The following is a 24,314-nucleotide window of genomic DNA, read 5'->3' as shown; positions in this document are numbered from 1 at the left end:
AAAAAAGTTATGGCAAAAATCACATTAAAAGGAAATCCTGTTAATACATCAGGAAACCTACCGTCAAAAGGAAGCAAAGCCCCGGAATTTACACTTGTAAAATCTGACCTTTCAAACCTTTCTCTATCAGAGCTTAAGGGCAAGAAACTTATTCTGAACATATTTCCGAGTCTTGATACTTCAGTTTGTGCTACCTCGGTAAGGAAGTTTAACCAGCTAGCTGCAGGAAAAGCCAATACTACTGTTCTTGCAATATCAAAGGACCTGCCTTTTGCACACGGCCGATTCTGTTCAACAGAAGGGATTACAAATGTAACTACTCTCTCAGGGTTCCGCGATACCGCTTTTGGGAAAGCTTACGGAATTGATATTGTTGACGGACCCCTGGCAGGCGTTTATGGCCGCAGCGTTGTTGTGGTTGATGAAACAGGTAAGGTAACCTATACTGAACTGGTTCCCGAAATAACACAGGAACCCGATTATGATAAGGCTCTTGCAGCTTTATAAAAGCTATTAAGAATATTTTTTGAAGGATAGTTATCAATGAATTTTTCTCAGATACCCGGTCAGAAAGAAATCATATCAAAACTGATCAGGTCAGTTCAGGAAGAAAGAGTAAGCCATGCACAGCTGTTTGCCGGTCCGGAAGGATGCGGCAGCATGGCTCTGGCTCTTGCTTATGCAAGGTTTATCAGCTGTGAAAACCGTACTGCAACCGACTCTTGCGGTACCTGCAAATCCTGCGTTAAATATGAGAAAATGATTCACCCCGACCTGCACTTTGTTTTCCCTGTCATAAAAGGGAAGAAAGCAACAGATCCGGTAAGTGATAATTACCTTGAAGAGTGGAGGGAATTTGTCAAGAAATCAACATTTTTTACTCTCAATGAATGGCTCGACTCAATTGAGGTAGGTAATGCCCAGGGGCTTATTTTTGCATCGGAAGCTTCAGAGATAATAAAAAAACTGAGTCTAAAAACATTCGAATCGGACTTTAAGATAATGATCATATGGCTGCCTGAGAAAATGCATCCATCGGCAGCTAATAAGCTTCTTAAAATGATTGAGGAGCCACCAGAGAAAACTCTTTTTCTTCTTGTTTCAGAAGAACCCGACAAAGTTATACCTACTATACTATCGCGATGTCAGCTTGTTAAAATTCCTGCTTTCAGCGAAACGGATATTGAAAAATATCTTATAAAGAGGTTTGGCATTTCTCATGAAAAAGCCGCCGATATCTCACATGTATCTACAGGCAATATCTCAAGGGCAATTGCACTCTGCGAAGATGAAGAATCATCACTTGCCAACCTTGACAAGTTCAGAACCTTAATGAGATTTGCGTGGAAACGCGATGTACTCTCAGTCATCAACTGGTCGGAAGAGATCGCCACCACAGGAAGAGAAGCCCAAAAGAACTTCGTCTCATATTCGTTAAGAATACTAAGAGAAAATCTGATGCTTACTCTCGATCAGAAAAAAAACAAACTTGTTTTTCTTGCCGGGGAGGAAGCGACTTTTTCAGGGAACTTTCATCCTTTTATTAATCAGAAGAATATATACCCTCTTTATGACGAGTTTAATCTTGTCTACTCACATATTGAGGCAAACGGAAATGCAAAAATAATCTTTCTCGATCTGGCATTAAAAGTTACAAAGCTCATTCGCTGATATTTACCATTTGTTGAAATAATGCTTTTATTCACTATTTTTGCAGAGTAATTTCGATAGCATTAATGTTTTATGACAGATAATGAAGATATTCAGGGACAGACCGGTGAGGAACCGCGTATGCCCGACATAACATATAAACCCGGATATAACAAACTGGATTCTTTCAACTGGCTCAAAGATATTCCGGATGTGCCGGATGAGAATGACATAGTTGAGATCCGTTTTAAAAATACCCGGAAAGGGTTTTTCAAAAATGTTAACGGTCTGAGGCTTGAGATCGGGGATGTTGTTGCTGTGGAAGCATCTCCCGGACATGATATAGGTCGTGTTTCAATGGTAGGTCCTCTCGTGGATGAACAGCTTAAGAAACTGAAGGCACAGCCTTCTTCTGAAGACATGAAAAAAGTCTACAGGAAAGCAAAGGCTGTGGATATTCAAAAATGGGAGGAAGCAAAGAAACTTGAAACTATTACGATGCTTCGGTCCCGCAAGATCTCCGAGGAACTAAAACTCAACATGAAGATCGGTGATGTTGAATACCAGGGTGATAAAACAAAAGCTATTTTTTATTACATAGCTGATGAACGGGTTGACTTCCGTCAGCTTATTAAAGTCCTTGCCGATGAATTCAGGGTAAGGATTGAGATGCGCCAGATTGGTGCCCGTCAGGAAGCGGGAAGAATTGGAGGAATTGGCTCATGCGGCAGGGAACTCTGTTGCGCAACGCATATCACCAATTTCATCTCTGTTACAACAACTCATGCAAAATATCAGGAGTTATCACTTAACCCTCAGAAACTTGCCGGACAATGCAGTAAACTGAAATGCTGCCTAAACTTTGAACTCGACTGTTATCTTGATGCACAGAGATCATTCCCGCCAAGAGATGTTCCGCTTGAAGCTCTCGACTGTACTGCTTACTTCTTTAAAATGGAAGTACATAAAGGAATCTACTGGTACTCAACCGATCAGCACTCATCTGCAAACCTTATTGCACTGCCTGTTCAGCGTGTAAAAGAGATTCAGGCTTTAAACCGGAAAGGCAAAAAAGTGGATAAGCTGAAACTTGTGGATGAATCGTGGGAGGTAACTCCGGTATCACAGGACTTGTTAAAAAACAACAGTTTAACAAGGTTCGATCCTCCTGACAATAAAAAACAGCAAAGCAGGAATCCCAACAGGAAAAAAAACAGAAGGTTCAATGATAAGAGGGACAAATAGAAATCTGATTATTTTACTTTTAACATCTCTCATACTGATCTGTTCCTGCAACAGCAACATAGTTTATACCGGTTCGGAATCAATGAAAGATAAAACATGGGGCCTTCAGAACGTCCCTGCATTTAATGTTCCGGTGACTGATACAATAAATAGTAATAATGTATTTTTTACAATCCGGACAGGAACCTCCTACCCTTTCAGGAATATCTACCTTTTTGTTACAACAACATCGCCCGACGGGAGGAGCTTAACTGATACACTTCAGTATAATCTGGCTGATGAAAAAGGGAACTGGTTCGGCAAAGGATTTGGAGATATCCACGAGCTGGACCTTAAGTATAAAACGAATGTCTATTTCCCGGTTAAAGGAGAATACGTGTTTAGCATCCGCCATGGTATGCGCGTTGAAGATCTTAAGGGAGTTTATGATATCGGCATCAGAATAGAAAAATTCAGCAAATAATTTAATAAGTGGGAAAGAATAAACTGGCCAGGTGGAATGAACTGGATTCTTTTGATAATGTAATACAGCCAGAAATCGGAGAGGTTGCAGGAAAAGATCATCCCATAAAAGGGAAATGGAATAAAGAATTGTTTAAAAACAGTAACCCGGTGGTTCTTGAACTTGGCTGCGGAAAAGGGGAATATACAGTAGGCCTTGCAACAAGATTTCCCGGGAAAAACTATATCGGAGTCGATATAAAAGGTGCCAGGATGTGGAGAGGAGCTAAAACATCAAATGAAAATAAGCTTGGCAATGTAGCATTCCTTCGCACAAGAATTGAATTTATCACTTCCTTCTTCACAACTGATGAAGTTGATGAGATCTGGGTAACATTTCCCGATCCTCATCCGGGCGGAAAAAACTCAAATAAACGACTGATATCCCCATGGTTCCTTAATTTATATCGCCAATTCCTGAAAGACAAAGGGATTGTTCATCTTAAAACCGATAATAAAGAACTTTATGCTTATACAAAAAGTGTAGTTGAATATAATGAACAGGAAATCCTCTTTTCCACAAATGATCTGTATTCCGAGGAGTTGCCTGATGATATTTTGTCAATTAGAACCCATTATGAAAATATCTTTCTGAAGGCGGGACTAAAAATAAACTACATTACCTTCAGGCTCGATAAAGAAAAGACTTTTAGAGATGGCAAGGGTAAAACCAAAAACGGATAACGACTTCTTTTCCAGGGTATACGATGTCACCAGATTAATTCCTTTCGGCAGAATAACATCTTATGGTGCGATAGCCCGTTTTTTGGGATCAGGACGATCGGCAAGGATGGTTGGCTGGGCCCTTAATGCCTGTCACAAAAATCCTGATTACATCCCTGCACACAGAGTAGTTAACAGAAACGGATTACTTACAGGAAAACGTCATTTCGGAAACTCTTCTACAATGGAGCAGCTTCTTGCAAATGAGGGAATTATAGTCGAAGATGACAAAATCATAAACTTCAGGGAAAAGTTCTGGGACCCAATGAAGGAACTAGGTTAAATAATCAATCCAGTTTTTAAACCACGGAGGACACGGAGTTACACAGAGTAAGTCACGGAGTAAATCTTTTAAAAGCAGTGTGACTCCGTGATAACTCCGTGAAACTCCGTGGTTAGTTTCTTTGAAAAAACCTGTGAGTACTTATCTCTCAGATTATTTTGCTGAATGCCGATAATTTCGTAAAATTGCACCTTGTTTATATTTAAATCAAATAAAAATAACATATCTTAATCATGTCTTCAAAAGAAAAAATCTTAGAGGCACTTTCAAAAATCATTCACCCGGATAAAGGAAAAGATATTGTATCCCTGGGTATGGTTTCAGAAGTTCTTACAGGTGAAAACGGAATCTCAATTACTCTCACACCTGAGAAATCAAATGACCCATTCATTACTTCTATAAAAAGTACAATCACACGAACATTAAAAGATGTTCTTGGACCAGATACAGTAATCAGCGAAATAAAGGTAGAACCAAAAGTTATTGTCGGGAAAAAACAGGAAAAGCAGAGGGAAATACTTCCAGGTGTAACAAATATAATTGCAGTATCATCAGGAAAAGGAGGAGTTGGAAAAACAACTGTAGCTGTTAACCTGGCAATTGCGCTTGCGAGAAAAGGATATGAGGTTGGGCTTCTCGATGCTGATGTTTTTGGTCCATCTGTTCCGAAAATGTTCCATGAGGAAAAATACAGACCGGAGGTGAAAAGAGAAAACAACTCGGACCTCATAATCCCTTTAAAAAAGTATGGAGTGAAAGTACTCTCTACAGGTTTTTTTGTTGATCCTGCAGATGCCGTGATCTGGAGAGGACCAATGGCCTCCAATTTCCTGAAACAACTGATAACACAGGGGGAATGGGGAACACTTGACTACCTTCTTGTAGATCTTCCTCCGGGCACAAGTGATATACATCTTACTCTGGTACAGGAAGTTCCTGTAACAGGAGCAATAGTAATAACTACTCCACAGGAAGTGGCTCTCGCAGACGCTGTAAAAGGCATTTCAATGTTCAGAAGTGAAAAAATAGATGTCCCGGTTCTCGGGCTGGTAGAAAACATGTCGTGGTTTACACCTGCTGAACTGCCGGCAAATAAATATTTCATTTTCGGGAAGGACGGAGGCAAAAAACTTGCTGAGAAGATGGATGTACCGCTGCTTGGACAGATTCCGCTCGTTCAGAGTATATGTGAAGGAAGTGATAACGGAGAACCTGTTGCTTTGAAAGATTCAGTTACAGGAAATGCTTTTATGGAATTAGCCAACGAACTTGTTGCAAGAGTTGAGCAAAGGAATAAAGACCAGAGACCAACAATTAAACTTCAGATAACTAAGTAATTATCAAGGATATGACAGACTTAAAAAGCGTTCATGACCGCGTTATTAAAGCACTTGAAAGAGTAAGGCCCTACCTTCAGTCTGATGGCGGGGATATTGATCTTGTTGACGTTTCCGACGATATGACAGTTAAGGTGAGACTCACAGGTGCCTGTCACGGTTGTCCCTACAGTATGCAGACTCTTAAAGCAGGAGTTGAACAGGCAATAATGAAGGAGGTTCCGGAAATAAAGAGAGTTATTTCCGCCTGAAAAGGTTCAGCAACCCAATTTTATTTAACTTTGAAATACTATACTTTAAGTTGAACAGTTATAGTATTAAAGGTTACTTATTGGCTTCAGGGAAAACATCATATAAATATCTGTTGATTACCGGATTGTCATTTATCATGACAACCTGTTCGGTTGAAAAAAACACGGACACTACCCGCTTTTATCATAGCATGACCGCCAGGTATAACATCTATTTTAATGGCTATGAGAGCTTTAAGTCCGGACTATTGAAAATCTCAAAAGGGTACCGTGATGATTATGCCGAGATGCTCAAAGTGTTTGAATTCAGCGATCCGGCAACCACATCAATGTGCTCCTCAGATATGGAGACAGCCATTCAGAAAGCCTCAAAACTTATCTCCCTTAAATCCATTACAGCAAAACCTGAGCTTAAAGATAATAGTCCAGTTACTGATAAAGAGAGGGAATTACTTGAAAAAAAAGAGTATAATGAATGGGTGGACGACAGTTACCTACTCATTGGCAAGGCCAGGTTTTACAAGCATGAGTATGCGGAGGCAATATCATTGTTAAATTTCACAATTACAGATGCAAATGATCCTGATCTTAAAACTGAGGCATCTATCTGGCTGGCGAGAATCTACAATGAGACAAAGAACTATAATGAATCATCCAGACTGCTTAATGATCTAGGGCTGCGTGACGATCATCCGAAAGTGCTTAAATCAATGTACTACACAACACTTGCCGACCTGTATATTAAGCAAAAGAGATATCCGGAGGCTATAGATCCTCTCAGCAAATCCTTAAAACTGGTCTCAGGTAAAAGAACAAAATACAGACTCACCTACCTCCTCGCCCAGCTTTTTGAACAGACTGGCGACGGGGCAAAGGCGACATCATTATACAGGGAAGTTGTAAAGATGAATCCTCCGTATGATGTTGAGTTTAATGCACGAATTAACATTGCAGGAGTATTTGATGTCAATTCCGGTAATCCCCAGGAAATCAGAAAAGAACTAGGGAAGATGCTGAGAGACACAAAGAATAAGGATTTCCACGATCAGATATATTTTGCACTGGGTAATTTATCGATGAAGGAAGGCAATGAGACCGAGGCTCTTGAATTTTTCAGAAAATCAGCATCAGCCAACTCACAGAATCAGAATCAGAAAGGCAGGTCATATCTCGCTCTTGCAAATTATTTCTATGAAAAGCCTGATTATATGAAAGCGGGTAAGTATTACGATAGCACTGTCTTCTTTCTCGACCAAAAACACCCCGATTACCAGATCCTGAAAACGAAATCACAGAGTCTGAATTTGCTTGTTTCCCAGCTGACAATTATACAGAGAGAGGATAGCCTGCAAAGAGTTGCCAGTTTGCCTGAAGCGGAAAGAAATGCCATAATTTCCACAATCATCGATAAAATAAATAAAGACGAAAGCGAAGGAAAAACTTCTACTTATACCGACCAGTACAATATCGGCCAGTATTATGAAAATGAAAGACGTTTTCAGGGCAATATAGAACAGGAAGGCAAGTGGTATTTTTACAATCAGGCAGCTTTGACATTCGGGCGTACTGAATTCAGGAGACGGTGGGGAGATAGAAAACCGGAAGACAACTGGAGAAGAGCAAACAAAGCAAGGGTTACTTCTGCGCAATCGACTGCGAACCAGGCTGATGAAACTGAAGCAAGACCAGATACCACAGGACCGGTTCTCGACTACAAAAAACCGGAGTTCTATCTCAAAGATCTGCCCCTCACTGACTCTCTCAAAAAGATCTCAGATGAGAAGATCTCTTTCGCCCTTCTCAATGCCGGGAAAGCCTATTCAGAACAAATTTCTGACCTGGTTAAGGCAACTGAAACATTTGAATCACTGATCAGCCGCTTCCCTTCGAGTGAACTTATTCCTGAGGCATTGTATAATCTTTATAAAATAAACAGAGAAATAAATAGCGCCAGGGCTGAATCGTACAGACAAAAACTTCTTGAAAAATATCCGGAAAGCGAGTTTGCCAGAATCCTTTCTGACCCAGCTTATTATGAAAAAAAGCTGGCTGATCAGAAAATAATTGAGAAGCTTTACGAAACTGCTTACATGGCTTATTCAGGTGAAAAGTATAATGAAGCACTGGCACTTTGCGACGATGCATTGAAGAAATATCCCAAAAGCGATCTTGCACCAAAATTTATGCTGCTCCGAAGTTATATAACTGCCAGAATTAGTGATGAAAGAGGTTTCAAGGAAGAACTCAATAAGGTTATCAAAACATGGCCGGGCACAACAGAGAGTAAGAAAGCAGAAGAGCTGATAACATACCTGAATAATAAGATGCCTGAACTTAAAGTTGAGGAAGATAAGCAGATTGCTGCAGAGCTGTTTTTTGCCGATACAACAGCCACACATGTTTATGCACTTATAATTCCAGATCCGGCATTCAACATTAATCTGGCCACATTTGATGTTATAAGTTACAATATTGATAATTTCACAAATAAAAATTACCGGACAGAAGGTACGCTGGTGGATAATAAATATATTATGATTACTGTTTCGGGATTTGCAGATTATGCTCAGGCCTTAAGCTACTACAATCTCTTTAAACCTGACACTTATATAAGAAATGCCAAGGGAGCAAAGATTATGTCATTCATTATAAGCAATGAGAATCTGAAAATCCTGAATACAGACAAGAATCCTCAGCGGTATCAGCTTTTCTTCATGGAGAAATACTTGAAATGAGAACTATAAAAATCCTATGGACCGACGATGAGATTGAGGCCCTGAAACCACACATTATATTTCTTCAGGAAAAGGGTTATGATATCGATACCTGCTCCAATGGCAATGATACTATTGACCTGATTAAACAAAATCGTTACGACCTTATATTTCTTGACGAGAACATGCCGGGCCTGAGTGGTATTGAAACACTCAGACTGATCAGGGAAGTCAGGACCGATATACCCGTGGTGATGATTACCAAAAGTGAGGAAGAGGATCTGATGGAGACTGCAATTGGCTCGGAGATTGCCGATTACCTCATTAAACCGGTGAAACCTAAACAGGTACTTCTGGCAATAAAGAAGATCCTTGACCAGCGAAGACTGGTAACCGAAAAGACCACAACAGATTACCGGCTGGAATTCAGTCGTATCTCCGAAATGATATCAACTGCATCGTCATATGGAGAGTGGGCCGAATTATACAGGAAGATAGTCTACTGGGAGGCCGAACTTGAGAAGTCAACTGACTCAGGAATGGATGAGATCCTTAAAACACAGGAGAACGAAGCGAATAACTCTTTCTCAAAGTTCATGGTGAATAATTATCTCCCCTGGCTAAAACCTGAAAATCGCGATAAACCTCTAATGTCGCCGGCCCTCTTTTCTGAAAAAATATTCCCGCTGGTACAGGAAAACAAGCCGCTTTTTTTCATTCTTATAGACAATTTGAGATATGACCAGTGGAAGACAATATCCTCTGAGCTTTCGGGCATGTACAGGATTATCGAGGAAGATGTCTATTACAGCATTTTACCAACTGCGACTCAATTCAGCAGAAATTCTATTTTTGCCGGATTGATGCCGGCTCAGATTGCTGAGACAATGCCTGGTCTCTGGATAAATGATGATGAAGAAGAGGGAAAAAACACTTTTGAGGAAACCCTTTTCGCCAATCAGCTTAAGCGCAAAGGCTTGAAATATAAATGGTCGTACAATAAAATAAGCAGCAGCTTTGAGGGGAAGAAGGTAAATGAAAAGATAAGGACAATGCTCGAAAACGATATCAATATTCTTGTTTTCAATTTTGTCGACATGCTGTCGCATGCAAGAACTGATATAGATGTGATACGCGATCTTGCAAACGATGAACGTGCATACAGAAGTCTTACACGCTCGTGGTTTGTGCATTCCTCCCTATTCGAGCTGCTTAAAATACTTGCTTCGCATTCTGTAAGGGTTGTATTCAGTACCGACCACGGTACAATAAGAGTGCAGAATCCGGTTAAAATAATCGGCGACAGGAAAACATCTTCCAATCTGAGATATAAAATGGGAAGGAATCTGGATTATGATCCCAGAAAAGTATTTGAGATAATTAATCCGGAAAAAGCAATGCTTCCAAAAACAAATATAAGTTCTAGATATATCTTTGCGCTTAACAAGGATTATCTGGTTTATCAGAATAACTATAACCATTATGCAGGCTACTACAAAGACACCTTTCAGCATGGGGGCATATCAATGCAGGAGGTCTTACTGCCGGTTGCAACTCTTGAACCTGTTTAGCAAAAAATGAAAATTATAATTAAAGATAAAAAGCATTTACACTCTGCCGCCAAAGAGCTTTTAAAGTATTTTGGGAAGAATAAAATATTTGCATTTTACGGAGGTATGGGTGCCGGCAAGACCACAATAATAAAAGCTATCTGTGAAGAACTTGGAGCTTTGGATATTATCAGCAGTCCTACTTTTACACTTGTAAATGAATATAAAACAGAAGCGGGTGAAACTATCTATCATATTGATTTCTATAGGATTAAGAAACAGGAAGAAGTATTTGACTTTGGTATTGAAGAGTATCTTACCGGTGATTCATGGTGTTTTATGGAGTGGCCCGGACTTGTTGAAGAAATTCTACCTCCTGAAACAGTAAAGGTCAGTATCACAGTCGACGATCAAGAACAACGAATCCTTTCAATATCATAGTATTATCTGATTTTGCTCTCTGTTCCAAATTATTTACCTTTGATGAAATAACTACATCCTGATTATGAATAATAAAGGTAAAAGCGGAAAAGTAACTTTTGGCAATACAGCCTTCATGCCAAAAGAAGAACAACTGGAAACTGCTGTCAGGAATAAAAAAATCACTATCGGTATACCTTCTGATAAAAAGGATGACGAAAAGAGAGTAGCTCTTTCTCCTGAAGCTGTCAGCCTCCTGGTTGACAGTGGGAATGAGGTAATCGTACAGAAAGGTGCCGGAACAGGCGCCAACTATACCGATAAGGATTACAGCGAAAACGGTGCTGTCATAAGCGACTCTCCGGCAAGAGTTTATGGTGCCGATGCAGTTATCAAAGTTGCTCCTTTTACGGAGAAAGATGCAGAATATCTCAAAGGGGATCAGGTAATTTTGTCGTATCTCAATGTACTTAAGCTCAGCGAGGAGACTCTTGGCAGACTTATACGAAAGAAGGTAACAGCACTTGCATTTGAGAAGATTCAGGATAATAACGGGGAGATGCCTGTAGTAGAATCGATGAGTGAGATTTCAGGTATTACTTCCCTTCTCGTGGCTTCAGAATATCTCAGCAATATGCACGGAGGAAAAGGAGTAATGCTTGGCGGAATTACCGGAGTTACTCCAACCGAAGTTGTTATTCTTGGTGCAAATACTGCAGGTGAATATGCGGCCAGAGCGGCAATAGGACTCGGATCGACAGTAAAAATCTTCGACAGTTCCCTTCCCCGGTTAAGAAGATTTCAGAATCTACTGGGGCAGCGTCTTCAGACATCAGTATTTCATCCCCAGGTATTAAAAAAAGCCCTCAAATCGGCTGACGTTTTAATAGGGGCCATTGAACTTGAAGATCTTCGACCATGGTATTATATCACTGAAGACATGGTGCGCAGCATGAAAAAAGGAGCAGTAGTGATTGACCTTAGTATCGACCGTGGCGGATGCATAGAAACAACCGAATGCCGTGCCCTGAAGGATCCGGTATATGAAAAATATGGTGTCACCCATTTTTCAGCATGGAACCTCCCATCGAGGGTAGCCCGCACTGCTTCAATAGCTCTCAGCAATATTTTTACACCTCTGCTTCAGAGTATGGCAGATTCAGGAGGGATTACCCAACTGCTTAAGAACGAACAGGGACTGCGCAACGGAGCTTATTTGTACAACGGGATGCTCACCAATGAAACACTCGGTCAGAAATTCGGGATTATTTCAAAAGATCTGGATTTACTTATATCGGCTTTCTAGAATCAGAGAAAGGTAAGAACAGCTTTATTTCCTTTTATATCTATTCTGGTTTGCCGGCCAATATATAGTGCACGGTTATCCTTAATATGTCCGGCAGGAAAATTAAAAAACACCGGGAAATCATACTCTTTTACGATATCATAAATAGTCTCTTTAATGCTTTTGCCCCAGGGCAGTTTTGCCTCTTCAATCTTATTCATGCCACCAACCAGCAATCCTGATAATCCCCTAAGCTTTCCGGCTAGCTTAAGCGAGGTAAGCATCCTGTCGATATGATAGAAGTACTCTCCCACTTCCTCAATAAACAGTATTTTTCCTTCAGTTGAAAGTTCGGCTTCTGTGCCATTCATGCTGTAAATCAAGGAAAGGTTTCCTCCGGTAAGCTCGCCGCTTATGTTTGAATTCCTTAAAGTCTCTCCTTCCCATTCAATTGAATAATGATTCCCGAACAGTGCATTTCTCAGGGAAATGAATGCATGTTCAGTTTTATCAGGATTGGAGTAATTAAGCGGCATTTCCCCATGTAATGAAATGATACCGCATACTTCACTTAACCACATATGAAGTACTGTAATATCGCTGAATCCTACATACCACTTCGGATTTTTCCTAAGGGAAGAGAAGTCTGTATGACTGATGATTTTCGAAATTCCATAACCCCCTCTTGAACAGATTACGGCCTTTACATCAGCGTCATCAGTCATCTCCTGCAGATCAGAGAGTCTCTCCTTATCAGTTCCTGCAAATGGGCCTGACTGTTTCGAGGCATTTTTCCCGACTCTAACTTTTAGTCCCCAGTTCTCAAGATATGAGACAGCATCAATAATCTTACTTTCATCTATATAAAATGACGGGGATATAATTGCAACCTCGTCGCCGGGTTTAAGATATTCAGGCAGAGTTTTATTCGAAGGCATAATAAATATTTAAAGCAAAAATAGCCAAAAAGAGACAAAGCCACCAGGCAGAACAAAGTATATAAATTTATTATCTTTGTTCGGTTTTTGAAAATTACTTATCATTCAGCATCAGTTTCATGAAGAATTTTAAAAGATATCTCATCACCTCTGCTCTTCCCTATGCTAACGGACCAATACATATTGGTCACCTCGCAGGGGTATACGTACCTTCCGATATTTACACCAGATACCTGAGGATGAAGGGCGTGGATGTTATATCTGTTTGCGGTTCTGATGAACATGGTGTGCCTATTACCCTGAAGGCCCGCAAAGAAGGAGTTACTCCCCAGGAGATTGTAGACCGGTATCATACAATAAATAAAAAGGCATTTGAAGATTTTGGAATAGCTTTCGATATTTATTCCAGAACTTCAAATAAGGTACATTATGAGACTGCTTCAGGATTCTTCAAAACGCTTTATGATAAAGGAGAATTTATTGAAAAAACATCTGAACAGTATTATGATGAGGAAGCAGGCTGCTTCCTTGCCGACAGATATATAATGGGCACTTGTCCTCATTGCGGTAATGAGAACGCCTATGGAGATCAGTGTGAAAAATGCGGGACTTCACTCAGTCCGAATGAACTCATTAATCCACATTCAACAGTAAGCGGAAGCAAACCTGTTCTGCGCGAGACCCTGCATTGGTTTCTGCCGCTTGACAAGTACGAACCATGGCTTAAAAAGTGGATCCTTGAAGATCATAAGGAGTGGAAAACAAATGTTTATGGTCAGTGTAAATCGTGGATAGATCAGGGACTACAGCCAAGAGCTGTGAGCCGCGACCTCGACTGGGGAGTACCTGTCCCGGTGGAAGGAGCAACCGGGAAAGTGCTTTATGTCTGGTTCGATGCTCCCATAGGCTATATCTCTGCTACAAAAGAACTTACTGCGGACTGGGAAAAATACTGGAAAGACAAGGAGACAAAAATGGTGCACTTTATCGGGAAAGATAATATTGTTTTCCATTGTATAATTTTCCCTGCAATGCTAAAGGCAGAAGGGAGTTATATTCTGCCCGAGAATGTTCCCGCAAATGAATTTCTGAACCTCGAAAATGATAAGATCTCTACTTCCAGGAACTGGGCTGTATGGCTGCATGAGTATCTTGAGGATTTCCCCGGGAAACAGGATGTGTTAAGATATGCGCTTTGTGCCAATGCTCCTGAGACCAAGGATAATGATTTCACATGGAAAGATTTTCAGGCCCGCAATAATAACGAATTGGTTGCCATCCTTGGCAATTTTGTCAACCGTACCCTTGTTCTGACAAATAATTATTATGATGGGAAAGTTCCAGAAAGAGGGAAAACTGATGACAATGATATTAATGTACTGAAGGAAATCTCCAGATTCAAAGAGAATGTCGAGATAAGTCTTGAAGCATACAGGTTCAGGGAAGCTCTAAAAGAAGCAATGAACCTAGCGCGTCTCGGAAATAAATACCTGGCTGATGCAGAACCATGGAAGGTGATAAAAACTGACCCTGAACGTGTAAAAACAATAATGAATATTGCCCTGCAGATAACTGCAAACCTCACTATTGTCTGCGAACCATTTCTACCGTTTTCGATGGAGACACTTCGTAACTGGATCAATTTCAATGAATTGAAATGGAGTATGGCTGGTAATACTGACCTTTTGCCTGCCGGACATCAGATAAACAAACCGGGATTACTCTTTGAAAAAATTGAAGATGAGGCTATTACAAAACAAATAGAGAAGCTGAATGCTACAAAAAAAGCAAATGCAACTTCTGATGCAAAAACTGTACCCGGAAAAGGAGCTGTTACATTTGATGATTTCTCAAAGATTGACATAAGAACTGCAACAATACTTGAAGCTGAAAAAGTTCCTAAAACAACCAAACTTCTTAAACTTAAGATTGATACCGGACTGGATATCAGAACAATAGTATCAGGGATTGCTGAATATTATGAACCTGAAGCAATTATAGGAAAACAGATCTCTATTGTGGCCAACCTGGAACCAAGAAAAATAAAAGGAATTGAATCACAGGGAATGATACTTATGGCGGAGGATAAAGACGGGAAACTGGTTATGGTAACCCCTTCTTTAAAAGTCTCAAACGGTAGTATGATTAAATAGGATCACCTTCTTCTGGAAACCCAGGAGCCCGGAAATTTTTTAGCTATGCTGTCTTTCTTTGTCATAGCTGTATTAAGGTTGTTACATGCAACGGCACATACCCTGTAGAATCCATTTGATGCAGGTACTATCTCAGGAGAAAATCCTTCTTCGCTAAGCATTTTGGCCTGACTAAGAGCATTGGCTTCAGATTTAAAACTTCCTGTAATTATAAAATATGAATTATTTTCAACCGGAAGGGGAGCAATAACAGCAACATCCTCTTTAACAGGAAGTGAAGTATTAGCTGATGCACTCAGTGTTTCATTGCTAATACCCTGATCTACAGCTTTTTTGTTGTGCTCAAATTCAGCAGAGACAAGTGGATTAAGAGTAGTGGATTCCACTTTTGATTTGAAAAAATCTGTTTTTAACGGAACGGCAACTATAGCTACTAAAAGAGGTATTATAACAGCAGCTCTCCAGAGAATTTTTCGCATGGATGCCTGTCTTACCGGATCTTTTCCAGTGTGTCTTACTATCCTCTTTCTAACATCATATCCTTCAAGAGGCAGGCACTGAAAAGACTCAAGACCATATGAATCAAGATGATAGTTTGCATTTCTGTCAGGCTCAAACTGGACATTCCCTTCGGAGTTGTTTAAGAAGCTTCCTATATTATCAAATACTACTTTTTCTCCTTTAGAAAGTTTCCTTCTGAGCTCAAGAACAAATTCCTCAACAATGTTTCTGGCATCGCCATAGTTAATATTTGCTGACCCTGAGATTCTGCCAACTAGAAGACCATCATTATGATTGAGATTTCTGTTAAAGGATATCTGTTTTACCGGAGGAAAGAATGTTCCGGTAACCTTATCAATCCTTGCCGGAGTGTAATTTCCTATAAAACCACCAAATCCGGGTACAATTACACAATCGTGTCCGAACAATAATTCTCTGATGAAAGCCGTAATATCCACTTTGTAAATAATTCTAATTATTACAAAAATAAGAAAATTCTGTTTATCAATGTCAATATACAACTTCTATTTGAATTCTGATATGCGAAAATCTGCGCGATCAACGGGAGAAAAAGATTTCCCGCAGATTCCGCTGATTATCGCAGATAGTCGAAAAAATAAAATCATTATCTTCGTAATTCTAAATTTTTACAGGAGATGAGAGAAATCCAGATGGTGGATCTGAAGGCTCAGTATGAAAAAATCGGTACTGAAGTTGATATGGCAATAAAATCAGTACTTGAATCAACTGCTTTTATTAAAGGTCCTGATGTTAAGCTTTTTGAGGAAGAATTGCAGGAATATATGGGTGTAAAGCATGTGGTTTCATGTGCTAACGGGACAGATGCATTATATCTTGCCATGATGGTTCTCGGACTTAAACCAGGGGATGAGGTTATAACAACAAATTTTACTTTCATCGCAACTGTTGAGGTTGTGGCTCTGCTGGGTCTGAAACTGGTTATAGTTGAGCCCGATCCGGGTACATTCAATATCTCTGTCGAAGCAGTAAAAAAAGCTATAACCCCTAAAACAAAAGCTATTGTTCCGGTACATCTGTTTGGCCAGTGTGCTGATATGGAGAGCCTTATGGAGCTAGCACAAAAGCACAATCTCTTTATAATAGAAGATGCAGCGCAGGCGACAGGATCTGACTATATATTCAGAAACGGAACAATTAAAAAAGCCGGAACCATTGGTCATATAGGAACAACTTCTTTCTTCCCGTCCAAAAATCTCGGGTGTTATGGTGACGGTGGAGCACTTTTTACAAATGATGATGCTTTTGCAAAAAAACTGAGAAGCATTGCCAACCATGGGATGAAAGTGCGTTATCACTATGATGATATAGGCGTAAACTCAAGGCTCGACACTATTCAGGCAGCAATACTGAGAATAAAACTTAAATATCTTAATGAATTCAATGCTGCGAGAAGGGTTGTTGCAGCACATTATGATGAAGCTTTTACAGGGTGCCATCAGATTACTATTCCTGAAAGAGCAGCATACTCATCTCACATATTTCATCAGTACACAATTAAAGTAGACGGAGGAAGAAGAGATGATCTGAAAAAACATCTTGAATCTAATAATGTACCCTCAATGGTATATTATCCCGGACCACTGCATTTACAGGAAGCCTACAGGCACCTGGGCTATAAAGAAACAGATTTCCCTGTTACAACTGCTCTTTGCAGGGAAGTGCTGTCTTTGCCAATGCATCCCGATATGGAGCAGGAACAACTTGATTATATTATACTAAAAGTTTTGGAATTCTTTAATTAGAAGTAAATATGGATAAAGAATATTTTGCACACCCGACAGCTGTAATCGATGAAGGCAGCAAAATCGGGAAGGGAACAAAAATATGGCATTTCACACATATTATGAACGGTGCTGAGATAGGCGAAAACTGTAATCTTGGACAGAATGTGGTTGTCTTATCAGGAGTAAAACTGGGAAACAATGTCAAGGTGCAGAATAATGTATCTATTTATACAGGAGTTATTTGCGATGACGATGTATTTCTGGGTCCATCAATGGTATTTACAAATGTAATCAATCCGAGGAGCGCAATTGTCCGCAAAGACCAGTACCGGGAAACTATCGTGGAGAGAGGTGCATCGATAGGTGCCAATGCAACAATTGTTTGTGGTAATATAATCGGAAGATATGCATTCATTGGTGCAGGTGCTGTAGTAACAAAAGATGTAAAGCCATATGCACTTGTGGTCGGTAATCCAGCGCGTCAGACCGGGTGGATTAGTGAATTCGGACACAAGCTGTTCTTTGACGACAAAGGCTTTGCTTTCTGCACTGAAAGCGGTGACAGATACCAGCTTGTGAACGGCGTTGTTTCTAAAATTATTTAGTACTTTTATGCGCCTTTAAAGTATTTGTGTATGATTGAGACTCCAAAAAATTTCGGAATCATTGGTGTTGCAGGATATATAGCTGTAAGGCATCTACATGCGATAAAGGAAACCGGAAATAATCTTCTCGCCAGCCTCGATAAATTCGATAGTGTCGGAAGAATTGACAGTTATTTTCCTGAAAGTGATTTCTTTGTTGAGTTTGAGAGATTTGACAGGCATTTCGATAAACTTAAACGAACAGGAACAAAAATAGACTACGTAAGTATTTGTTCCCCGAATTATCTCCACGATTCACATATCAGGTTTGCACTCCGCCACCACGCTGAAGCAATCTGCGAAAAACCTATCGTCCTGAATCCATGGAATATTGATGCCCTTCAGGAGATTGAAAATGAAACCGGTCATAATATCTATACCGTTCTTCAGCTTCGTCTTCATCCTAAACTACAGGAGCTGAAGGAAAAAATCAAAAACGGGCCAAAGGGCAAAGTATATGATGTTGATCTGTCGTATGTCACCAGCAGGGGCAACTGGTATTCAATATCCTGGAAAGGGGATATACAGAAATCGGGAGGTGTGGCGACAAATATTGGCATCCACTTTTTCGATATGCTGAGCTGGATCTTCGGTAGTTCAAAGAAGAATATTGTTCATCTTTCGGAACCACATAAAGCAGCAGGATTTCTGGAGCTTGAAAACGCCAGAGTCAGATGGTTTCTAAGTCTGGATTATGATGATATACCTGATAAAATCAAGACAACAGGTAAGAGAACTTTCAGATCAATAACAGTTAACGGAGAAGAAATAGAATTCAGTGAGGGATTTACAGATCTGCATACGCTAACTTACAAAGAGATACTTGCCGGAAGAGGATTCGGGCTTAAAGAGGCTCGCCAATCAGTTGAAACAGCTTATATTATAAGAAATGCCTCACCTGTGGGACTGAAAGGTGATTACCATCCAATACTTAAATCATTATCATAAAATGTATAATAAGCTTCTTAAAAAGAACACAAAACTATCAGTCATAGGCCTTGGTTATGTTGGCCTTCCAATTGCACTTGAGTTTGCAAAACAAATAAAAGTAATCGGGTTTGATATTAAACCCGACAGGGTTGAACTGATGAAAAAAGGGATAGACCCAAGTAATGAATTAACATCGGAAGCTTTTAAAGGCACCGATATTCTTTTTACGAGCAATCCGGCCGATCTGAAAGAGGCTTCTTTTCATATTATTGCAGTTCCTACTCCGACAGACAGATACAACCTTCCCGATCTGACTCCTGTAATTCGGGCTTCAGAGACAGTTGGCAGAATTCTGAAAAAAGGAGACTATGTTGTCTACGAATCAACTGTCTACCCCGGTTGTACAGAGGAAGACTGCATTCCTGTTCTTGAAAGATTCTCCGAGTTAAAATGTGGCACAGACTTTAAAGTAGGGTTTTCACCAGAGCGAATTAATCCGGGTGATACAAACCATACACTTACCAAGATTGTGAAGGTAACAAGCGGCTGCGATGCGGAATCTGCAGAGAATATTGCCAAAATCTATGAAATGATAATCAAGGCTGGTGTACACAGAGCGAGCTCAATTAAAGTTGCCGAAGCTGCCAAGATTATTGAGAATACCCAGCGCGATATCAATATTGCCTTTATGAATGAGCTTTCTATCATCTTCAACCGAATGGGCATTAATACATTTGAAGTGCTTGAAGCTGCCGGTACTAAATGGAACTTCCTTAAGTTCTTTCCTGGCCTTGTCGGAGGACATTGCATAGGTGTTGATCCGTATTATCTTTCATATAAAGCCAAAGCACTTGGTTATCATCCCCAGATGATAGACTCCGGAAGATTTATTAACGACAGTATGGGCGGATACATCGGTAAGCAGACTGTTAAAAAAATTATCGCTTCAGGTAAAAACCTTAAAGATGGCCGGGTACTGATTATGGGAATTACATTCAAGGAAGATGTTACTGACATCCGTAATTCCAAAGTAGTTGATGTAATTAAAGAACTTGCCGATTTCGGCTTGAAAGTTGACGTAATCGACCCCGGAGCAAGTAACCATGAAGTAAAGGAAGAATATGGAGTTGAATTAAAAGCTCAGCCTTCGGGAAAATATGATGCTGTTATACTTGCTGTAAGCCACAAAGAATACCTTAGCCTTGACGAATCTTATTTTGCGCCTCTTCTTAATAAAGACGGAATTATAGTTGATGTTAAAGGGGTACTTCGAGGAAAAATTAAAAATCATCCATACTGGAGCCTTTAATGAAAAAGAAAATACTTGTTACCGGCGGTACCGGATACATTGGATCACACACAGCTGTTGAGCTGATAAATGAAGGGTTCGATGTAGTGATTGTTGACAATCTCTATAATTCTGAAGCTGAAGTTGTTGACCGTATTCAAAAAATTACCGGGGTTAAACCGCTTCTTGAAGTCTTTGACCTTTGTGAGAAAGACAAAGTCGATGCTTTCTTCTCAAAAAACAAGGATATTGCAGCAGTCATTCATTTCGCTGCCTATAAGGCTGTAGGTGAATCTGTTAACAAACCTCTTGAATACTACAGAAACAACCTGCTTTCCCTTGTCAATCTTTTAGATGCAATGAAACAAAATGGCATTCCCGATTTTGTTTTTTCATCTTCCTGTACTGTTTACGGACAGCCTGAGAAACTTCCGGTAACCGAGACTGCTCCTTTGCAGCCTGCCACTTCACCTTACGGAAATACAAAGCAGATAGGCGAGACAATTATAAGAGATACAACAGTTTCTGATAAGAATATAAAAGCTATTTCATTAAGGTATTTCAATCCGATAGGCGCACATCCGTCAGCACTTATCGGGGAACTTCCAAGAGGAGTACCTGAAAACCTTGTTCCGTATATTACACAGACTGCCTATGGGTTAAGGGACGAACTAAGGGTATTTGGTGATGATTATAACACTCCCGACGGCTCATGTGTCAGAGACTATCTTCATGTTGTTGATCTCGCAAAAGCTCATGTTGTTGCTGTAAAAAGACTTGTTGAAGTTAAAAACAAGGCAAATTATGAGGTCTTTAACCTCGGAACCGGAACAGGAGTTTCTGTCCTTGAGGCAATCAGGTCGTTCGAAAGGGTCTCCGGAATCAAACTTAAATACAGAATAGTTGGAAGAAGAGCAGGCGACATTGAAAAAATCTGGGCTGATCCTTCATATGCAAATAAAGAGCTGGGATGGAAAACACTAAGCTCACTTGACGAGGCAATGAAGACAGCCTGGGACTGGGAGAAAATGATAAGAAGTAAAAAATAATTCTCATGAAAAAAACAATTCTTGTTACTGGAGGAGCCGGATTTATTGGTTCGCACGTTGTAAGACGATTCGTTACCAAATATCCAGAATATCTTATTGTGAATGCAGATAAGCTAACCTATGCCGGAAACCTGGAAAACCTGACTGATATTGATAAAAGCAAGAATTATAAGTTTGAAAAGATTGACATTGTTAATAAACAGGCTGTACTCGGTCTGTTTAAAAAATACAACTTCGACGGAGTTATACATCTGGCTGCAGAATCTCATGTAGACAGGTCAATAACAGGTCCTGATGAATTTGTTTTCACAAACATCGTCGGCACAGTTAATCTTCTTAATGCAGCCCTGAACAGTTGGAAGGAAGATTTCTCAGGAAAACTATTCTATCATGTATCTACCGATGAGGTTTTTGGATCTCTCGGAAAAGAGGGCCTCTTTACAGAAGAAACTGCATATGATCCCAAAAGCCCCTACTCTGCTTCAAAAGCCAGCTCTGATCATATGGTAAGAGCTTACAACCACACTTTTGGCGTTCCGGCTATAGTTTCAAACTGCTCAAATAATTACGGGCCTAATCATTTCCCTGAAAAGCTTATCCCGCTTGCTATTAACAATATAAAGAATAACAAACCTATACCTGTTTACGGTAAGGGAGAGAATGTCCGCGACTGGCTATATGTTGAGGATCATGCAGCCGCAATTGATATTATCTTCCACAAAGGGAAAGTTGGTGACACTTATAACATCGGGGGAAACAATGAATGGAAGAATATTGACCTGATTTTGCTTCTTTGCAGAATAATGGACAAAAAACTTAATCGCCCGGCAGGTACCTCAGAAAAGCTAATAACTTATGTTAAGGATAGGCCCGGACATGATCTCAGGTACGCAATAGATTCATCCAAATTACAGAAAGAACTGGGATGGTCTCCTATTCCTGATTTTGCTTTTGGACTTGAAAAAACAGTTGACTGGTATCTCTCAAACTCAAAATGGCTTGAAAATGTCATTTCGGGAGATTACGGAAAATATTATGAAAATATGTATTCAGGCAGATAGAGCCTGGGGTCAGCTAATATTTTTTAAACGGGCTATCAACTCCTCACCGAGAGCCCGTTTTTGATTTATGTGCTCACGTATTGCAGTAACTACTTTGTTAGATTCAAATTCTCCCCTCACATATTCAAAGTCGAGCCTCTTGACATCATCACCACCGTCAATTCCGAAGCCGGTCATCGACGACAGTGTAAACTCTTTTCGTGCATCCTCATAAAGAAGATTATCGAGGTCAATAACACTCCTGCTCCATTTTTCCACTATTTCAATAACATCGGCAGCTGTTAATTTATTAACAGTAATTCCTGCTTCCTCTTCAATCTTTTCACAAGCCCATGTCCATTCCCAGTCATAGTATGAATTCTGCATATTCAGGAACGACTCTGTTAACCCTTCGATGGACTTAATTGCACCTGACTCTATTCGGTCGAGAAGGGAATCAATCTCTGTTTTTGGAGCTATAAGTCCTGCAAGGTCAACCCATTCACCTCTTCCAATCTGATGTGCCGGAATAAGCTTCTTTCTCAGCTGATCATTGTTACTGAGTTCAGTGTTCTCTAATCTCTTGATAATAGAGTTCCCGAGAAATTTATTAATACCTGTCTGATAAAGATCAATTCCGCGTTCGAGTGAATTACGCGAAATCTTCATCTCATTATAGTAAAAAAACGATTCACCATAAGGGGCTTCTGCTTTTATCTTTATAAGAAGATTCCTGCCGTCTATCATTTTCCTGATAGTATAGGGACTCAACAGGTTAAAGTTAACCTGATCTATCTTCTGAGAGTCTTTTCTGGTATCCCTGAGAGGCCATTTCTGGGCATCCCTGATTGTTCCTACACTTCGAAGGTTAATTCCCGGGACAAGAATACTTTCATCGTTGCTTTCAATAAGATATGAGAAAGGAAGAGAAGATGTGTCGAGGTTTTTATAATGTCTTCCCATTACCAGAGTGTAGGGTCCGATACGGGCCGGCCAGAGCAGATACGAGTCGCTTGTTGTCTTTGATCCCCGCTCCATAATTCCCTGATGTATCGGTCCAAGCTTATACATATGGTTACTCTGGTTCGATCCGCTGCCGGCATTCATAAATGAGAAAATACCTGCAATAAGCAGTGTGGATTTATGATGAGTCACTGTATATGGTCCTGCAAACACCGAACAGGCTTCACCATGATAACCGCCGCAGTTAGCAAAGAACAAGGAGTTTTCAGCCGAATAGTGTTTGGCCAAAGTGCAGCCTTGCCCAATAAAGCATTTATCAATAAGAGTCGATTCTGTTACGGTAGACCCCGAGCAAAGAATAAAATGTTCCATTATTACTCCGGGACCTATAAAAACAGGATCTTCTGCACAGCTGTTTACTGAACCCTCATTCAGAGTCATTGCTCCGTCAACATGGGTGAATGGGGCAAACTTAACATTCCTGATCCTGCTGCAATTAAAAATTCTGGTACCAAATCCGATTGTACCCCTGTTTGAAGAATGAGACAGGGAATACTCATCCACCATTTTCTCAATAATATTTACAGCCTCATTTCTGTGTCTGTAAAGAGCTATTATGTATGCCTCATGAGCAGAGAGTTTGTCCCATATTTTGACTGCCCTTCCGCCTGTTTCGTTAAGCACCTTGACTGAGATCCCGTTCCCGAATGAGGAGATCCCTTCAGTATGTATTTTACCGCAGTTCTTTATAACGACCTTATCTTCAATTATATAATTGGCTATATAATCTCCAATATTATTTATTATAACATTCGAACCAATTGTACAGTTATGCAGTCTGGCATTCAAAATACCTCCGGGAAGAGTAACACCCGATTCATCAATAAATGGTTCATTGAATACTCCCAGGGTAATATCACCCGAAAAGATTACATTATTGCACGATGAAGGATTAAAACCTTCCTGCACCTTTACCCTGTTCCAGTCTTCACAGCTGCAGCCGTTCCTTACAAGGGCTTCAGTTTCTGCGCTTGTGAGTTTACGAAATGTATCACTGAGGCTCATCCGTAATGTTTTATTTAT

General features: G+C 40.1%; 22 protein-coding genes. 19 read left to right on the top strand and 3 right to left on the bottom strand.

Going from position 1 to position 24,314, the window contains the following annotated elements:
* Positions 1-9: 9 nt before the first annotated feature.
* The 12 genes from tpx to IPJ16_06340 all read left to right on the top strand — a co-directional run bounded on the left by tpx (position 10) and on the right by IPJ16_06340 (position 11,980).
* Positions 10-507: a thiol peroxidase gene (tpx, locus tag IPJ16_06395; GenBank protein MBK7626817.1), complete on the top strand. Its 498-nt coding sequence runs from the start codon at positions 10-12 to the stop codon at positions 505-507.
* 36 nt (positions 508-543) lie between these two features.
* Positions 544-1,671, top strand: coding sequence for a DNA polymerase III subunit delta' (locus IPJ16_06390; GenBank protein ID MBK7626816.1), 1,128 nt, complete (start codon positions 544-546; stop codon positions 1,669-1,671).
* 120 nt (positions 1,672-1,791) lie between these two features.
* On the top strand, positions 1,792-2,895 hold the full coding sequence (locus IPJ16_06385) for a hypothetical protein (protein MBK7626815.1): 1,104 nt from the start codon (positions 1,792-1,794) through the stop codon (positions 2,893-2,895).
* Positions 2,876-3,358, top strand: coding sequence for a gliding motility lipoprotein GldH (locus IPJ16_06380; GenBank protein ID MBK7626814.1), 483 nt, complete (start codon positions 2,876-2,878; stop codon positions 3,356-3,358). The genes IPJ16_06385 and IPJ16_06380 overlap by 20 nt, the downstream gene beginning before the upstream one ends.
* 8 nt (positions 3,359-3,366) lie before the next feature.
* Complete coding sequence (trmB, locus tag IPJ16_06375) at positions 3,367-4,080, top strand: tRNA (guanosine(46)-N7)-methyltransferase TrmB (GenBank protein ID MBK7626813.1); 714 nt, start codon at positions 3,367-3,369, stop codon at positions 4,078-4,080.
* A complete protein-coding gene (locus tag IPJ16_06370) occupies positions 4,052-4,402 on the top strand; it encodes an MGMT family protein (protein MBK7626812.1) in 351 nt (116 codons plus the stop codon). The genes trmB and IPJ16_06370 overlap by 29 nt, the downstream gene beginning before the upstream one ends.
* 233 nt (positions 4,403-4,635) lie before the next feature.
* Entirely contained in the window at positions 4,636-5,739 is a 1,104-nt protein-coding gene (locus IPJ16_06365; GenBank protein MBK7626811.1) for an Mrp/NBP35 family ATP-binding protein, read from the top strand.
* Between the two features lie 11 nt (positions 5,740-5,750).
* Positions 5,751-5,990 (top strand): NifU family protein, encoded by a 240-nt coding sequence (locus IPJ16_06360; protein ID MBK7626810.1) that lies wholly within the window; start codon positions 5,751-5,753, stop codon positions 5,988-5,990.
* An 80-nt stretch (positions 5,991-6,070) separates the two neighbouring features.
* Positions 6,071-8,725 (top strand): tetratricopeptide repeat protein, encoded by a 2,655-nt coding sequence (locus tag IPJ16_06355; GenBank protein MBK7626809.1) that lies wholly within the window; start codon positions 6,071-6,073, stop codon positions 8,723-8,725.
* Complete coding sequence (locus IPJ16_06350) at positions 8,722-10,275, top strand: PglZ domain-containing protein (GenBank protein MBK7626808.1); 1,554 nt, start codon at positions 8,722-8,724, stop codon at positions 10,273-10,275. Before IPJ16_06355 ends, IPJ16_06350 begins: the two co-directional genes overlap by 4 nt.
* Positions 10,276-10,281: 6 nt before the next feature.
* Positions 10,282-10,695, top strand: coding sequence for a tRNA (adenosine(37)-N6)-threonylcarbamoyltransferase complex ATPase subunit type 1 TsaE (gene tsaE / locus IPJ16_06345; GenBank protein MBK7626807.1), 414 nt, complete (start codon positions 10,282-10,284; stop codon positions 10,693-10,695).
* 64 nt (positions 10,696-10,759) lie between these two features.
* Positions 10,760-11,980, top strand: coding sequence for an alanine dehydrogenase (locus IPJ16_06340; protein ID MBK7626806.1), 1,221 nt, complete (start codon positions 10,760-10,762; stop codon positions 11,978-11,980).
* Between the two features lie 2 nt (positions 11,981-11,982).
* Here IPJ16_06340 and IPJ16_06335 read toward each other — a convergent pair whose 3' ends face one another.
* Positions 11,983-12,897 (bottom strand): LD-carboxypeptidase, encoded by a 915-nt coding sequence (locus IPJ16_06335; GenBank protein ID MBK7626805.1) that lies wholly within the window; start codon positions 12,895-12,897, stop codon positions 11,983-11,985.
* 119 nt (positions 12,898-13,016) lie between these two features.
* On the opposite strand from IPJ16_06335, the gene metG reads away from it, so the two are divergent.
* The gene (gene metG / locus IPJ16_06330) at positions 13,017-15,050 is read left to right on the top strand and encodes a methionine--tRNA ligase (GenBank protein MBK7626804.1); all 2,034 of its coding nucleotides are present in this window, start codon (positions 13,017-13,019) and stop codon (positions 15,048-15,050) included.
* A gap of 2 nt (positions 15,051-15,052) precedes the next feature.
* Here metG and IPJ16_06325 read toward each other — a convergent pair whose 3' ends face one another.
* A complete protein-coding gene (locus tag IPJ16_06325) occupies positions 15,053-16,009 on the bottom strand; it encodes an SPOR domain-containing protein (protein MBK7626803.1) in 957 nt (318 codons plus the stop codon).
* A gap of 198 nt (positions 16,010-16,207) precedes the next feature.
* On the opposite strand from IPJ16_06325, the gene IPJ16_06320 reads away from it, so the two are divergent.
* The 6 genes from IPJ16_06320 to rfbB are packed head-to-tail and all read left to right on the top strand — an operon-like array spanning position 16,208 to position 22,289.
* Entirely contained in the window at positions 16,208-17,335 is a 1,128-nt protein-coding gene (locus IPJ16_06320) for a DegT/DnrJ/EryC1/StrS family aminotransferase (GenBank protein ID MBK7626802.1), read from the top strand.
* Between the two features lie 8 nt (positions 17,336-17,343).
* Positions 17,344-17,922: an N-acetyltransferase gene (locus tag IPJ16_06315; GenBank protein MBK7626801.1), complete on the top strand. Its 579-nt coding sequence runs from the start codon at positions 17,344-17,346 to the stop codon at positions 17,920-17,922.
* Positions 17,923-17,952: 30 nt separating this feature from the next.
* A complete protein-coding gene (locus tag IPJ16_06310; protein ID MBK7626800.1) occupies positions 17,953-18,909 on the top strand; it encodes a Gfo/Idh/MocA family oxidoreductase in 957 nt (318 codons plus the stop codon).
* Position 18,910: 1 nt separating this feature from the next.
* Entirely contained in the window at positions 18,911-20,200 is a 1,290-nt protein-coding gene (locus IPJ16_06305) for a nucleotide sugar dehydrogenase (GenBank protein ID MBK7626799.1), read from the top strand.
* Positions 20,200-21,228 carry a UDP-glucose 4-epimerase GalE gene (gene galE, locus IPJ16_06300; GenBank protein MBK7626798.1) on the top strand — a complete coding sequence of 343 codons (1,029 nt, stop codon included), beginning with the start codon at positions 20,200-20,202 and terminating at the stop codon, positions 21,226-21,228. The genes IPJ16_06305 and galE overlap by 1 nt, the downstream gene beginning before the upstream one ends.
* A gap of 5 nt (positions 21,229-21,233) precedes the next feature.
* Positions 21,234-22,289, top strand: a complete 1,056-nt coding sequence (rfbB, locus tag IPJ16_06295) for a dTDP-glucose 4,6-dehydratase (GenBank protein ID MBK7626797.1) — start codon at positions 21,234-21,236, stop codon at positions 22,287-22,289.
* Positions 22,290-22,298: 9 nt separating this feature from the next.
* Here rfbB and IPJ16_06290 read toward each other — a convergent pair whose 3' ends face one another.
* Entirely contained in the window at positions 22,299-24,296 is a 1,998-nt protein-coding gene (locus tag IPJ16_06290) for a DUF4954 family protein (GenBank protein MBK7626796.1), read from the bottom strand.
* Positions 24,297-24,314: the final 18 nt, after the last annotated feature.

This window comes from Bacteroidales bacterium, assembly GCA_016709865.1.
Lineage (GTDB): Bacteria > Bacteroidota > Bacteroidia > Bacteroidales > VadinHA17 > LD21.
This window is presented reverse-complemented; position numbering and strand designations above follow the sequence as displayed.

Bases quoted from the DNA above. Each gene is read 5' to 3' on its own strand.
- tpx (MBK7626817.1), top strand. From the start codon at position 10: ATGGCAAAAATCACATTAAAAGGAAATCCTGTTAATACATCAGGAAAC.
- IPJ16_06390 (MBK7626816.1), top strand. From the start codon at position 544: ATGAATTTTTCTCAGATACCCGGTCAGAAAGAAATCATATCAAAACTG.
- IPJ16_06385 (MBK7626815.1), top strand. From the start codon at position 1,792: ATGCCCGACATAACATATAAACCCGGATATAACAAACTGGATTCTTTC.
- IPJ16_06380 (MBK7626814.1), top strand. From the start codon at position 2,876: ATGATAAGAGGGACAAATAGAAATCTGATTATTTTACTTTTAACATCT.
- IPJ16_06370 (MBK7626812.1), top strand. From the start codon at position 4,052: ATGGCAAGGGTAAAACCAAAAACGGATAACGACTTCTTTTCCAGGGTA.
- IPJ16_06365 (MBK7626811.1), top strand. From the start codon at position 4,636: ATGTCTTCAAAAGAAAAAATCTTAGAGGCACTTTCAAAAATCATTCAC.
- IPJ16_06360 (MBK7626810.1), top strand. From the start codon at position 5,751: ATGACAGACTTAAAAAGCGTTCATGACCGCGTTATTAAAGCACTTGAA.
- IPJ16_06350 (MBK7626808.1), top strand. From the start codon at position 8,722: ATGAGAACTATAAAAATCCTATGGACCGACGATGAGATTGAGGCCCTG.
- tsaE (MBK7626807.1), top strand. From the start codon at position 10,282: ATGAAAATTATAATTAAAGATAAAAAGCATTTACACTCTGCCGCCAAA.
- IPJ16_06340 (MBK7626806.1), top strand. From the start codon at position 10,760: ATGAATAATAAAGGTAAAAGCGGAAAAGTAACTTTTGGCAATACAGCC.
- IPJ16_06335 (MBK7626805.1), bottom strand. From the start codon at position 12,897: ATGCCTTCGAATAAAACTCTGCCTGAATATCTTAAACCCGGCGACGAG.
- metG (MBK7626804.1), top strand. From the start codon at position 13,017: ATGAAGAATTTTAAAAGATATCTCATCACCTCTGCTCTTCCCTATGCT.
- IPJ16_06320 (MBK7626802.1), top strand. From the start codon at position 16,208: ATGAGAGAAATCCAGATGGTGGATCTGAAGGCTCAGTATGAAAAAATC.
- IPJ16_06315 (MBK7626801.1), top strand. From the start codon at position 17,344: ATGGATAAAGAATATTTTGCACACCCGACAGCTGTAATCGATGAAGGC.
- IPJ16_06310 (MBK7626800.1), top strand. From the start codon at position 17,953: ATGATTGAGACTCCAAAAAATTTCGGAATCATTGGTGTTGCAGGATAT.
- IPJ16_06305 (MBK7626799.1), top strand. From the start codon at position 18,911: ATGTATAATAAGCTTCTTAAAAAGAACACAAAACTATCAGTCATAGGC.
- galE (MBK7626798.1), top strand. From the start codon at position 20,200: ATGAAAAAGAAAATACTTGTTACCGGCGGTACCGGATACATTGGATCA.
- rfbB (MBK7626797.1), top strand. From the start codon at position 21,234: ATGAAAAAAACAATTCTTGTTACTGGAGGAGCCGGATTTATTGGTTCG.
- IPJ16_06290 (MBK7626796.1), bottom strand. From the start codon at position 24,296: ATGAGCCTCAGTGATACATTTCGTAAACTCACAAGCGCAGAAACTGAA.